This is a genomic window from Shouchella oshimensis, from assembly GCF_004375095.1.
In the GTDB taxonomy this organism is placed as follows: Bacteria; Bacillota; Bacilli; order Bacillales; family Bacillaceae_D; genus Shouchella; species Shouchella oshimensis.
This window is the reverse complement of the sequence record NZ_SNUX01000001.1, coordinates 515,898-528,501: the sequence shown is the minus strand read 5'-3', so window position 1 is coordinate 528,501 and position 12,604 is coordinate 515,898. Positions and strand designations below refer to the sequence as shown.

At 40.3% G+C, this 12,604-nt stretch carries 15 protein-coding genes and 2 tRNA genes; 13 read left to right on the top strand and 4 right to left on the bottom strand.

The features are described 5' to 3' along the window. Positions 1-13 precede the first annotated feature (13 nt). The 7 genes from lpdA to E2L03_RS02685 all read left to right on the top strand — a co-directional run bounded on the left by lpdA (position 14) and on the right by E2L03_RS02685 (position 5,859). Positions 14-1,435: a dihydrolipoyl dehydrogenase gene (lpdA, locus tag E2L03_RS02715; RefSeq protein ID WP_134258536.1), complete on the top strand. Its 1,422-nt coding sequence runs from the start codon at positions 14-16 to the stop codon at positions 1,433-1,435. 16 nt (positions 1,436-1,451) lie between these two features. Further along, positions 1,452-2,453: a thiamine pyrophosphate-dependent dehydrogenase E1 component subunit alpha gene (locus E2L03_RS02710; protein ID WP_038481219.1), complete on the top strand. Its 1,002-nt coding sequence runs from the start codon at positions 1,452-1,454 to the stop codon at positions 2,451-2,453. Continuing rightward, complete coding sequence (locus E2L03_RS02705; RefSeq protein WP_038481216.1) at positions 2,453-3,436, top strand: alpha-ketoacid dehydrogenase subunit beta; 984 nt, start codon at positions 2,453-2,455, stop codon at positions 3,434-3,436. Before E2L03_RS02710 ends, E2L03_RS02705 begins: the two co-directional genes overlap by 1 nt. Before the next feature lie 10 nt (positions 3,437-3,446). Next, a complete protein-coding gene (locus tag E2L03_RS02700; protein ID WP_437183213.1) occupies positions 3,447-4,715 on the top strand; it encodes a dihydrolipoamide acetyltransferase family protein in 1,269 nt (422 codons plus the stop codon). 65 nt (positions 4,716-4,780) lie between these two features. Beyond that, complete coding sequence (locus E2L03_RS02695) at positions 4,781-5,209, top strand: BrxA/BrxB family bacilliredoxin (protein WP_038481210.1); 429 nt, start codon at positions 4,781-4,783, stop codon at positions 5,207-5,209. A gap of 145 nt (positions 5,210-5,354) precedes the next feature. After that, entirely contained in the window at positions 5,355-5,720 is a 366-nt protein-coding gene (locus E2L03_RS02690) for a hypothetical protein (RefSeq protein ID WP_038481207.1), read from the top strand. A 66-nt stretch (positions 5,721-5,786) separates the two neighbouring features. Further along, positions 5,787-5,859 (top strand) — tRNA-Arg (locus tag E2L03_RS02685). A 95-nt stretch (positions 5,860-5,954) separates the two neighbouring features. Here the strand turns inward: E2L03_RS02685 and E2L03_RS02680 are convergent. Beyond that, complete coding sequence (locus E2L03_RS02680) at positions 5,955-6,728, bottom strand: Cof-type HAD-IIB family hydrolase (protein WP_095150427.1); 774 nt, start codon at positions 6,726-6,728, stop codon at positions 5,955-5,957. Between the two features lie 168 nt (positions 6,729-6,896). Here E2L03_RS02680 and E2L03_RS02675 point away from each other — a divergent pair, with 168 nt between their 5' ends. Both E2L03_RS02675 and copZ read left to right on the top strand, forming a co-directional pair. After that, positions 6,897-7,181: a metal-sensing transcriptional repressor gene (locus E2L03_RS02675; protein ID WP_035395847.1), complete on the top strand. Its 285-nt coding sequence runs from the start codon at positions 6,897-6,899 to the stop codon at positions 7,179-7,181. Between the two features lie 21 nt (positions 7,182-7,202). Then, positions 7,203-7,412 carry a copper chaperone CopZ gene (gene copZ / locus E2L03_RS02670; RefSeq protein WP_055735786.1) on the top strand — a complete coding sequence of 70 codons (210 nt, stop codon included), beginning with the start codon at positions 7,203-7,205 and terminating at the stop codon, positions 7,410-7,412. Positions 7,413-7,442: 30 nt separating this feature from the next. Here the strand turns inward: copZ and E2L03_RS02665 are convergent, their stop codons facing one another. Continuing rightward, positions 7,443-7,994, bottom strand: a complete 552-nt coding sequence (locus E2L03_RS02665; RefSeq protein WP_038481195.1) for a GNAT family N-acetyltransferase — start codon at positions 7,992-7,994, stop codon at positions 7,443-7,445. A gap of 152 nt (positions 7,995-8,146) precedes the next feature. Between E2L03_RS02665 and E2L03_RS02660 the strand changes: the two genes are divergently transcribed. Both E2L03_RS02660 and E2L03_RS02655 read left to right on the top strand, forming a co-directional pair. Next, positions 8,147-8,218 (top strand) — tRNA-Val (locus E2L03_RS02660). 119 nt (positions 8,219-8,337) lie between these two features. Further along, on the top strand, positions 8,338-8,982 hold the full coding sequence (locus E2L03_RS02655; RefSeq protein WP_038485816.1) for an SDR family oxidoreductase: 645 nt from the start codon (positions 8,338-8,340) through the stop codon (positions 8,980-8,982). A gap of 41 nt (positions 8,983-9,023) precedes the next feature. Here the strand turns inward: E2L03_RS02655 and ytvI are convergent, their stop codons facing one another. After that, a complete protein-coding gene (gene ytvI / locus E2L03_RS02650; protein ID WP_055735788.1) occupies positions 9,024-10,118 on the bottom strand; it encodes a sporulation integral membrane protein YtvI in 1,095 nt (364 codons plus the stop codon). Positions 10,119-10,439: 321 nt separating this feature from the next. Continuing rightward, the gene (locus E2L03_RS02645) at positions 10,440-11,015 is read right to left on the bottom strand and encodes a copper resistance CopC family protein (RefSeq protein ID WP_038481193.1); all 576 of its coding nucleotides are present in this window, start codon (positions 11,013-11,015) and stop codon (positions 10,440-10,442) included. A 191-nt stretch (positions 11,016-11,206) separates the two neighbouring features. On the opposite strand from E2L03_RS02645, the gene E2L03_RS20190 reads away from it, so the two are divergent. After that, entirely contained in the window at positions 11,207-11,383 is a 177-nt protein-coding gene (locus tag E2L03_RS20190; RefSeq protein ID WP_158318529.1) for a hypothetical protein, read from the top strand. 58 nt (positions 11,384-11,441) lie between these two features. Next, positions 11,442-12,542 (top strand): mechanosensitive ion channel family protein, encoded by a 1,101-nt coding sequence (locus E2L03_RS02640; RefSeq protein WP_124742265.1) that lies wholly within the window; start codon positions 11,442-11,444, stop codon positions 12,540-12,542. Positions 12,543-12,604: the final 62 nt, after the last annotated feature.

Here is a 12,604-nt window from a genome sequence, read left to right as displayed (position 1 = left end):
GAGGCGGACTATCATGGCAGAGAATTATGATCTCGTAATAGTGGGTGGCGGTACTGGTGGCTATGCTGCCGCCATCCGTGCTTCACAATCAGGGTTGAAAACGGCCCTAGTAGAAGAGCAATCCCTAGGTGGAACTTGTTTACATAAAGGGTGTATTCCAAGTAAAGCATTGCTTAGAAGTGCAGAAGTCTTTCGGTTAGCAAAAGAAGCTAGTCACTATGGTGTGTCAATTGGCGAACCAGAACTAGATTTCACACAAGTACAAAACCGAAAGCAAACTATTGTTGACCGTTTAGCTAATGGTGTAAAAGGATTAATGAAAAAAGGAAAAATTGATGTATATAAAGGAAGAGGGACATTGCTAGGACCGTCTATTTTTTCACCAACGCCAGGAACAGTCTCAGTTGACTTAGGCGATGGAGAAAATGAAATGTTAATAGGCTCAAATGTCATACTAGCAACAGGTTCTTCTCCACGATCGTTACCGAATACCCCGTTTAATGGGGAAACGGTTATTAGCTCAGAAGAGGCACTTCAGTTTAACGCATTACCTTCTTCGATCGTCATTGTAGGTGGGGGCGTTATTGGAGTAGAATGGGCATCCATGCTCATTGACTTTGGTGTAAAAGTAACGATTGTCGAAGCAGGAAGTCGTATTATACCAACAGCCGATCGTGATATTTCCAAGGAAATGATGAAACAGCTTCAAAAAAGAGGCGTGGCCATTTATACGAACGCTACAATTGATGAATCTTCAATTGCTGTGGAGGATCACGGAGTAAAAGTGAGTGTACAAACAAAAGAAGAAGCAATTCCATTTCATGTTGACAAGTTAATGGTATCCATTGGAAGAACGGCGAATGTTCGAGGCATTGGCTTAGAAAACACAGAAATTGATTTAGAAAGCGGTTACATAAAGGTGAATGAATACGGTCAAACGAAAGAATCGCATATCTATGCCATTGGCGATTGCATTGGCGGCTTGCAGCTCGCTCACGTTGCAACACACGAAGGGTTAATCGCCGTAGCTCACATGACCCGTGAAAAGGTAGACCCTATAAACAAAACAATGGTCCCATCTTGTATTTATAGTTTTCCAGAGGCTGCACAAGTAGGCTTGACAGAAGAGGAAGCAAAAGCACAACATCATTCAGTGAAAGTAGGTACCTTTCCATTTGCCGCAGTTGGTAAAGCGCTTGTTCAAGGAGAAGAAGAAGGGTTTGTGAAAGTCATTTCAGATGAGAAAACAAATGATGTTTTAGGCGTTCATATAATTGGCTCGCATGCAACGGATTTAATTAGTGAAGCGGCTCTTGCAAAATACGTTGATGCTGCTCATATCGAATTAGGTGAGATGATTCACCCCCATCCGACAATGTCAGAAGCAATCGGTGAGGCGGCTCTATTAATTGATAAACGTGCTATTCACATGTAATGGGAGGGATATTTGAATGACAAAAAACAAACATGAACAATTAGGGTTAACGGATGCGCAAGCAGTTGATATCTATCGCACTATGTTGCTTGCTAGACGAATTGATGAGCGAATGTGGTTATTAAATCGAGCAGGGAAAATTCCATTCGTTATTTCCTGTCAGGGCCAGGAAGCGGCGCAAGTAGGCGCGGCCTTTGCACTTGACCGAGACAAAGACTATGTGCTCCCTTATTATCGAGATATGGGGGTTGTGTTAACATTTGGTATGACTGCAAAAGATTTAATGCTTTCAGGTTTCGCAAAAGAAGAAGATCCAAATTCAGCTGGCCGTCAAATGCCTGGTCATTTTGGACAAAAAAATAATCGAATTGTAACAGGCTCTTCTCCAGTAACGACACAAGTGCCACATGCCGTTGGCGTAGCACTAGGTGGTCGACTAGAAAAGAAAGATTTTGTTACGTTTACTACTTTTGGAGAAGGCTCTTCCAACCAAGGTGATTTCCACGAAGGAGCGAACTTTGCCGGCGTTCACAAGCTCCCTGTTATTTTTATGTGTGAGAATAATAAATACGCAATAAGTGTTCCAATTGAAAAGCAGCTTGCCTGTGAGAAAGTGTCGGACCGGGCAATTGGTTACGGAATGCCAGGGGTAACGGTAGATGGAAACGACCCTCTTGCTGTTTACGAAGCTGTAAAGGAAGCGGCTGATCGTGCAAGAGCTGGGGCTGGTCCATCTTTAATTGAGACAGTCTCTTATCGTCTTACTCCTCATTCAAGTGACGATGATGATCGCGCCTATCGCTCAAGGGAAGAAGTAGCAGAAGCAAAAGAAAAGGACCCCCTTCACACGTATGCCGTTTATTTACAAGAAGCTAGTTTGTTAACTGATCAGGTGCTTGAGGAAATGGAAGCAGAGGTAAAACAGCTTGTAAATGAAGCAACAGAATATGCAGAAGCAGCAGCATACGCAGATCCAAGCACCATGTATTTGCATGTTTATAGTGAGGAGGGCAACTAATGGCAGTATTATCATATATTGAAGCTGTAACGAAGGCTTTACATGAAGAGATGGAGCGAGATCAACGTGTCTTTGTTTTAGGTGAAGACGTTGGTAAGAGAGGCGGCGTGTTTCGTGCAACAGCAGGCTTGTATGACCAATTCGGTGAGGAGAGAGTGATTGATACCCCGCTAGCTGAGTCGGCAATTGCAGGCGTAGGAATTGGTGCTGCTATGTATGGGATGCGACCTGTTGCTGAGATGCAGTTTGCTGATTTTATTATGCCAGCTGTAAATCAAATTGTGTCTGAGGCTGCTAAAATTCGCTACCGCACAAACAATGATTGGACGTGTCCGATTACGATCCGAGCTCCTTACGGGGGTGGTATCCATGGAGCCCTTTATCATTCACAAAGCGTTGAAGCGATGTTTGCAAATACACCGGGGCTAAAGATTGTTATGCCATCAACGCCATACGATGTGAAAGGCCTTCTAAAAGCGGCCATTCGTTCTGATGATCCCGTTCTTTTCTTTGAACATAAACGAGCGTATCGATTAATTAAAGGCGAAGTCCCGGATGAAGACTATACGCTCCCTATTGGCAAGGCAGATGTAAAACGTGAAGGAGACGATGTAACGGTCATTACCTATGGTCTTGCCGTCCACTTTGCTTTACAAGCAGCGGAGCGCTTGGAGAAAGAAGGCATTCAAACCCATGTTCTTGATTTAAGAACCGTTTATCCACTTGATCAAGACGGTATTATTGAAGCGGCTAGAAAAACAGGGAAAGTTTTATTAATCACAGAAGATAATAAAGAAGGCAGTATTATTAGTGAAGTGAGTGCAATTATTGCAGAGCATTGCTTATTCGATCTTGATGCACCTATTAAGCGTCTTGCTGGACCTGATGTACCTGCAATGCCGTATGCGCCTACGTTAGAAAAAGAATTTATGATTAATCCTGATAAAGTTGAAAAAGCCATCCGCGATCTGGCGGAGTTTTAGAAGGAGGAATATGATGGCAACGAACATGACGATGCCTCAGCTAGGTGAGAGTGTAACAGAAGGAACGATTAGCAAATGGCTCGTAGCGCCTGGTGATAAAGTAACGAAATATGAACCGATAGCTGAAGTCATGACAGATAAAGTGAGCGCCGAGATTCCTTCTTCCTATACAGGTACGATACAAGCGTTACTTGTTAAAGAAGAAGATACGGTCTCCGTTGGAACAGCAATATGTTCGATTGAAGAAGAGGGAAGTAGCCAAGAAGAGAAGCCTTCTGAAACACCGAATGAAGCCGATGTTCAACCAAACGTAGAGACAACCGAAGAAAAAACAACAGACCAGCGTCAACGTTATTCACCAGCTGTTTTACGCTTGTCACAAGATTATGGTATTGATTTAGCAGACATAACCGGTTCTGGAAAAGGTGGCCGTATTACGAGAAAAGATGTTGAAGCTTACCGTACACAAAATGGAGTGGCAAATCCTCAGCAAGGAGATGGAAGCAAAGTTTCTGTGGAAAAACACGGTATAAAATCCACTGATACCCCATCGTCCAGTGTAGCATCTGCTGATGATGAGCGCATTCCTGTTTCAGGTGTTCGTAAAGCGATCGCAACAAATATGGTAAAAAGCAAAACAGAAGCGCCTCATGCATGGACGATGATTGAAGTGGACGTGACGAATCTAGTTAAAGTCCGACAAGGGTTAAAAGACTCCTTTAAAGAAAAAGAGGGTTTCAGCTTAACATACTTGCCATTCTTCATGAAAGCCTGTGTCGAAGCGCTAAAAGAATTTCCAGAAGTCAATGCCCAGTGGGTAGGTGACGCGATCATTCGTAAAAAAGACATTCATCTTTCGATGGCAGTAGCGACTGAAGATGCTTTGTATGTTCCTGTTATTAAACATGCAGATGAATTAACTGTTAAAGGATTAGCGAAGCGCACAAATGAACTGGCTACTAAAGTCCGAACAGGTCAGTTAAAAAGCGATGATATGACAGGTGGAACATTTACCATTAACAATACAGGGTCATTTGGTTCCATTCTGTCTCAACCAATCATTAATACCCCACAAGCGGCGATACTTTCAGTGGAATCGATTGTTAAACGACCAGTTGTTCTGGATACAGAAGTAGGAGAGGTCATTGCCATTCGTCACATGGTGAACCTTTGTCTTTCTCTTGATCACCGTGTTCTTGACGGACTGATTTGCGGGAAATTTTTACAAGCTATTAAAACAAAGCTTGAAGCTATTAACGAAACGACATCTGTTTATTAACGGAAGTTTTTAAACTTGTGCATTCGTTTCGTTTCCCCTAAAATAATAGGGAGGAGGGTGATTTCATGCAACAATTTAATTTTTTCATGAATGATGTCGTACAAGATGCAAGAAATGATATGATACAAGCTGGCTACACGCAGCTCCAAACTGTTGAAGATGTTGACCAGACGCTTACTGAAAAAGGGACAACACTTGTAATGGTTAATTCAGTATGTGGTTGTGCTGGCGGGATTGCTCGTCCGGCGGCGGCATATATGAAAAACTATGAAGCAACACCAGATCGCTTTGTGACTGTATTTGCTGGTCAAGATAAGGAAGCAACGGCTAAAGCGAGAGAATACTTCAAAGGATATGGTCCTTCATCTCCGTCGTTTGCCCTTTTAAAAGATGGAGAAATTAAAATGATGGTGGAACGCCACGAAATCGAAGGTCACGAACCAATACAAGTTGTACAAAAGCTTGAACAAGCATTTGATGAATACTGTAAATAAAAATGAAAAGCTTAGTTTAGGAGGATGAAGTTCCTCTTAAAGTAAGCTTTTTTTGTGTGGGTTTTCGATGGCAATCGATCCGACATACTGTCGCACGCTCATCACTCCTATGGTATAATAACGGAGAATAAAGGAGGTCAAAAACATGCAAGCGCAATACGATAAAATCCAACATTATTTAAATATGGAAGAAGATATTACCTTTAAAGAGTTTCAGCAGTTTTATAAAGAAGTAGTAGATGAATTAAGTACGATTCATCAAGGAATGGACGAAGAAACGCTATGGAAGGCGTTATTTGTTGTTGAGAACATTATTTCAAATGCCGATGGTCGTGCAAGCGAAGCCTCAAATCAAGAAGCGAAGAAATATAAGAAAATGTCTCAGCGATTACAGCTTTATGCGAAGAACTTCGGTGTTCGTTTAGGACAAGCTGGTTATAAAGAAGAAGACATTAATGAGCGCTTTAAAGTCATGTTTGCTGAAGGTGAAAGCAACCAACAGTCAACGTGACGATAAGTGGAGGGAGATTTTTATTGACAACTCCCTCTTATTCAAGTATATTTATACGTGTCGTTGGCGCCTATGGTGAAAGGGGATATCACACGAGATTCCGGTTCTCGCGTTGTGGGTTCGAATCCTGCTAGGCGCGTTGAAAGTAAACTGCCGATAATACATACTGTAACTAAGAAAAAAAGAGCAATCTGCTGATTGCTCTTTTTTCTTTTGTAGGGAGAACGTTAAAGCTTATAACAATCCCACAAGAGAAAGACCGTGCTTAATCCCGTCTTCATTCACGTGCTTTGTAATGTAGCGTGCTTGTGCTTGCACCTCTTGTGGCGCATTACCCATCGCTACCCCGTGCTCAACATAAGACAGCATCTCAAGGTCATTTAGTTGATCGCCAAATGCATACACATCTTTTAAATCAATTCCTGCATGGGCAATAAATTTCGAAATGCCGAGGGCTTTCGAACCGTTAGCAGGTAGTACGTCTACTGAAAGAGGATGCCAGCGTACGAATTTAAAGTCAGGAAACCGTTCCCGATACTGTTCTTCTTCCGTAGGTTTACAAAAGAGTAGCGCTTGGTGCAGGTTGCTTTGCTCGTAATAGTTCGGGTTATACGAAGGTAAGTCTAATTTTAATGAATGGATACTTTCAAGTATATAGGGATGTTCAGCATGGTTTGCTGTATATTTTTCAGCTGACATAAAAATGAGCGGATGATTAACCGAAGTAGCATAGCGCTCAAAGCGACTAAATGTTGTTGGGTTTAATGTGTCTTGATAAATGACCTCACCTTTATAAACAACGTATTGGCCGTTAAAACAAATATAAGAATCAATCTGTAACTCTTCTCTTAGCTCTTTGAAAAAATAAGGAGCCCTTCCAGTTGCAATCGCCACATCGTGTCCATCCCCTTGCAACTGTTTAATCGATTCTTTAGTTGATACAGGTAATTCTTTGTTTTCATCTAAAAGAGTCCCATCAATATCAAAAAAAACCGTTGCCTTCTCCATATTTCCACTCCCAATATCTAAATTTTATCTCTCTAATGTAAGACATTTACCAACAAAACATATCGTATTGGATCCATTGTGTCAATAAGAGAGGTCGTTGCTTTTACAATCAATAGTTGTTCTTGTATACTAAAAGAAAGTGGGGTGACACGGTTGAACGAGCAGCAAATGGAACAGAAAACACACAGACATCATGATGATAAAACGTCGTTGACCAATCGACTGAAACGAATAGAAGGACAAGTACGTGGGATTCAAAAAATGGTCGAAGAAGACCGATATTGTGTGGATGTGCTCATCCAGTTATCTGCAATTCAAGCAGCGTTGAGAAAAGTGAGTATGACAATGCTAGAAGATCATTCAAGACATTGTGTAGCAGATGCTGTTAAAAATGGAAATGGAGATGAAGCGATCTCAGAGCTGATGGACGTGATTAGTCGGTTTTCAAAGTAAATCTCAAAGGAGCTGTTCAACATGGAACAGAAAGTAAAGGTAAGCGGTATGTCTTGTCAACATTGTGTTCAAGCAATTGAATCAGCTGTTGGTGGGTTAACCGGTGTAGAAAAAGTAGATGTATTGTTAGAAAAACATGAAGTGACTGTTCGCTATAATAGCGACGTAGTAAGCATCTCAGAGATTGAACAGGAAATTGAAGATCAGGGATACGACATTGAACAGCAATAAAACGTGCGCGATCTTTTCGCGCACGTTTTATTATCGTAAGGATGATTCAAATTCTTCAGCTAAGATGGAGAAAATAAGCTGATCCACAAATTTATCTCCTTTTTTTAGTGCACCCCTTAAACGGCCTTCATGCATAAACCCTAGTTTATGTAAAGCATGGATAGAACGGTCATTTTCAGGTTCAATGCGAGCTTCAATCCGATGTATATGACGTCGTTGGAAGCCGTCTTCAATAATTTCCCATAGTGCTTCCGAAGCGTATCCTTTTCCCCAGTAACGTTTACCTAATTCATAACTAATTGTAGCGCTATGATGTTCTGTTTGAAAACTCTCAAAACCACATGTACCAATAATGGCATTAGTGTCTTTTAAAATAATTGCGTATCGCGAGGATTGTCCAGCTTTAATTTGGCTTTTTAATAATTGAATTAATTGCTGAGCTTCCTCTTCCGTTGTTAATCGTTCAATTTTCATGTACCTTGTGACACGAATGTCAGACCAAATTGGTAAGAGCGATGCTGCGTCTTCTAGCGTTAACTCACGTAATATTAGTCGAGGGGTACTAAAACTTTCGGATTCCAACAGCGTTCACCATCTCTCTATCATAATACTCGTATTTTAGCATGAAAACGACCTATTTGCACAATAATTGCGCTAGTAAATGCACGAAAAAATGATTGACGGTTTAAGAAATATTTGCTAAGATATATCTTGTTGGTTCTACATAATAGTATGCGCTGTTAGCTCAGTGGGAGAGCACTTGCTTGACAGGCAAGGGGTCACAAGTTCAAATCTTGTACAGCGCATCTTGGAACACCGCTTAACTATGCGGTGTTTTTTTGTTTGCTTTCTGTTTCCTCCATGTTTTTCTCATTTTAGACTAGGGTATAGTGAAAAGAGTGAAAAAGAGGAGAGGATGAATAAAATGAATGTACTAATTATAGGTGCAAATGGGCAAATTGGTCGGCATATCGTTCAGAAAGTAGAAAAGCATACAGAACACACGCCAATTGCAATGGTCCGAAAAACGGAACAGCAGGAAAATTACCAAGACTTAGGGATACATGCTGTTATCGGAAACCTTGAAGGGACGGTAGAGGAGTTAGCTTCCTTAATGGAAAATGTGGACACGGTTATTTTTACAGCTGGCTCTGGTGGTCATACAGGGGCCGATAAGACAATGATGATTGATTTTGATGGCGCTATTAAGTCAATGGAAGCGGCGAAACAAGCCAATGTTAACCGCTATATTATCGTCAGTGCAATTGGCGTACATGATCGCAATAATTGGATGTCGAAAGCCCCATACTACAGCGCCGCTAAACATTATGCAGATGAGTGGCTCAGAAAAAGTGGTTTACACTATACGATTATCAGACCAGGTGGCCTTACAAATGATGAGGGAAGCGGCAAAGTGAAGATAAGCGCTGAATTGGATCGCGGAGATATTCCGCGAGAAGATGTTGCCAATGTTATTATGGCTTGTCTTGAAGATGAGCGTACGATTAATCAATCGTTTGACTTAACGAGCGGAAATGAAACCATTGAAGAAGCATTAACAAATCTTTAGTATAAAAAAGCGTAACGAATGGTGCATTCGTTACGCTTTTTTTAAGGAGATTGTTTGTTGTTCGGTATAGGTGCTTTTTCAACGGTTAATTGAAATAAGCCAGCTTCTTTTGCTGAACGAATCGCTATGTAGACAAAAGGACCGAGAATCAAACCAATTACATTAAAGAAAACAAAGCCGAAATACATCGATAACACAGTTGGTAAAGCATTTAAACCAATGGAGTCACCTAATACTTTTGGTTCAATAATCCTGCGGATAATGAGTAGAACGAGTGCAAGGATAATGAGCTGAATACCTTGAGCTGTGTTTCCTAGTATCATTGCCACTAGTCCCCATGGAACAAGGATAAGTGCTGGTCCAACGTATAAGGGGATAATATCGACAACCCAGATAAGAATGGACATAATAAGTGCTGGTCCAGGGGCAATAAAAAGTAAGCTAATGTAGCAAACAATAAAAACGCCTACGCTTAAAATAAACTGTGCTTTCCAATAACCTAAAAACACTTTCCCCATTCGTTGAAAAACAAATCGAAGCTTTTGTGATGTTTCGTCTTTAAATAAATTAAAGGTGTTATTTAGTAGACGAGGTAAATCTAGACTAAATAAAAACAAGGTAATCACGTAAATTAACGCAACAAAGAGTAAATTAGGTATAGATTGCAACCACGAAGCAACCGTTGTGATAACAGTCGCCGTAATTCCAAGAACAGCATCGACCATTGTAGTCGACAATCGCTCTAATTCAGCAATAATGGCTGTTCCCTGAGGGATACTTTCTAGAGTGTTTTGAAATCCTTCAATCATTTCATCTGCAAACTGCTGTACTTCAAATGCGTATTGAGGCACTTGCAATGACCAGCTATAAATCGATTCCACTAAATACCTTACTGAAACATACAAGATTAAACCTGAAATCAGTAGAAACGAGAGGAAGACAATCGTTACAGGTAGCAGTCGACGCTCACTTTTCAACTTACGTTTCAAGAATTTAACAAACGGTTCGAAAATCATTGCCGTTAATAAAGCTAACAGAATAGGCATAAAAGCCGAGAAATTAAAGTAAACAAAAAGCACCGCTGCAACAATGAGTATAACAATGAAGAGCTTCTTTAAAACGGTGCGGTTAAGCATAATGTAAGACAACCTCCTTTAATACAACACAACACGTTATTTTAATGTAGCCGAGCATAAACATTTGTAAAGGGGCTATCTGTAGTCATCAAATGAAATGTGTTGAAAAACAAGCACTTACTACTATTATAGCTGAAAGTGTCTAATCTCAAAACGAAAACTTCTTGATTTTAAACATTTTTTCCTTGCTCTAGTGATCGGTTGCTTTAGTTTCTGACAACATAAACCGGGGTTGCTCATAAGGAGCGCACTTAAACCATATCAATGAAGTAAAATGAAGTAAAAAAGAAGCCACATCAGTGACTTCTTTCATTCCTTACTCTAGTTCTTTTTCTTTCGTGATACAACAAATCCAATTAGACCGCCAATAAATAGAATCGCTAGAATGATGGAAATCCATAAAACGGCAGATCCTGATTCTGCTGTTTCTGTTTCAGCTTGATCTTGCTCCAAATCTGTTTCTTGCTCAGTTGCCTCCTCAGTTGATTCTTCCTCAGTCATGTCTTCTTCTACAGTTGACTCTTCCTCGGCTTCTTCTTCAACGTTGACTACAAAAGTGAACTCGCCATCGATATGGTGGGTATCATCACCAATGTTTTCCCAATAAACAACGTATTCCCCGTTTGGAAGTGGTTCATTGAAAGATGCGATCATAACCGTTGATTCTACGTCGATTGAGTCAGGCTCCACTTCTTCACCTGTTGTATTGTTTGTAACCGTCATATTCCCACTAGCGATACCTGAATCAAACGTAACGGTTATTTCATCTAAAGGTGCTGTTACTTCTTCATTTTCTGCTGGTGAAGACGATTCTTGGTGCGAATGAGCGTGAGCCAAATTCGGCAATGCGAGCATAAGTGTAAGGAAAAGCAAAAAACTTGTTAAACCTCGTTTCATTTGTAACCCTCCAATTCATATTCTCTTGTATTGTATCAATAAATTGTGTGCTTTTGATGAAGTCTTTCCCTGTCTACAAAATTGTCACGATTATTAGTATAGACAGCTTCTATTAATCAAAATCATGGGTACTCAAATAATTGCTCAGATCCTGTTGCATACTAACAAAAAAAGTGGAGGAATACACGAGAATGCTTATTCGCAAAGTGGATGTTTTTATTTTTATTATAGCGTTTGTAGGAGTGGTAATGATGCGCATTATTCCACTTTCATCAAAGCCTGTTGCCTATGTGAACAATCGACCGACATTTTACACCATTAATCAAAAATCCAAACTGGGTCGTTTATTTCGCATTCTTTTACAATAGCCTAAACCATTTCGCCATGCTAGAATACGGGTAGATTGTTTGTAAGAGGAGTTGGACCATGAGCACGATTTGGGATTCAATTGTTAGTTTTTTTGTGGAATTTCCGTGGATGAAGTTATTAATTACTATAGGGATTTTTAGTTTGTTTCTCGTATTTCGAAAGATTTTTATTTCGTATCTGTTTAAATTAATTTTAGGGCTTTCCCGTAAAACACACGCAACACTTCTTACTCAACTGTTGCTGTCATATGAAAAACCACTTCGTTTTCTTTTTGTTATTATTGGTGCCCGTGTAGCGCTAGTCTATTACGGCGTCAAATTTTCTGAAATTACAGCCCTTCAAAACTTTTTTAATGCCAGTTTAATCATTCTTGGGGGATGGGGGTTGTACAACTACGTTTCGACTCACGGCACGTTTATGGCGTATACAAAGAATAAGCTGCAATTAAGCGATGACCATATGTTGCTGCCCTTTATTTCAAATATTCTTCGTTTTGTCGTCATTGCTCTCACTTTTGTTACCGTACTCTCTAGCTTTGATGTCGATGTCAATGGTTTTGTTGCTGGTCTTGGGTTAGGTGGATTAGCATTTGCATTAGCGGCTCAGGAAACGGTTGCCAATTTCTTTGGTGGGATTGTCATCATTACGGAAAAGCCGTTTAAAAAAGGCGACTGGATATCTTCTGCTTCTGTAGAAGGGACGGTAGAAGATATTACATTTAGAAGTACGAAGATCCGTACGTTTGCAGATGCTGTTGTGGTTGTACCAAATAAAACATTGTCGAATGAGGCGATAACGAATTGGTCCGAAATGAATATGCGACGAGTTAATTATTCAATTGGTGTTGGTCAAGAAACAACGCGAACGGATTTAGAGCACTCGGTTCAAGAAATTCGCAAGCTTGTCATTAGTCATCCAGGAGTTGTAACGGACACAGTGATGATCTATTTTGATGAATTTGGTGAATCAAGCTATAACATTTTTATTTACTATTTCACAAAAACGGTTGCTTGGTCAGAATGGCATGAAGTGAAAGAAGAGATTAACTATGAGATACTCGATATACTATCAAAAGAAGGTGTGTCGGTACTAAAGCCTATTGTTGTCTTTGACGCCCATGAACATGAACAACATCAGTTGGAAAAAGCAGAAAGTTAACGAACCTTGCATAGATGTGCAAGGTTTTTCCTAACTAACGTACTTCCTAAATCATCGTTCCT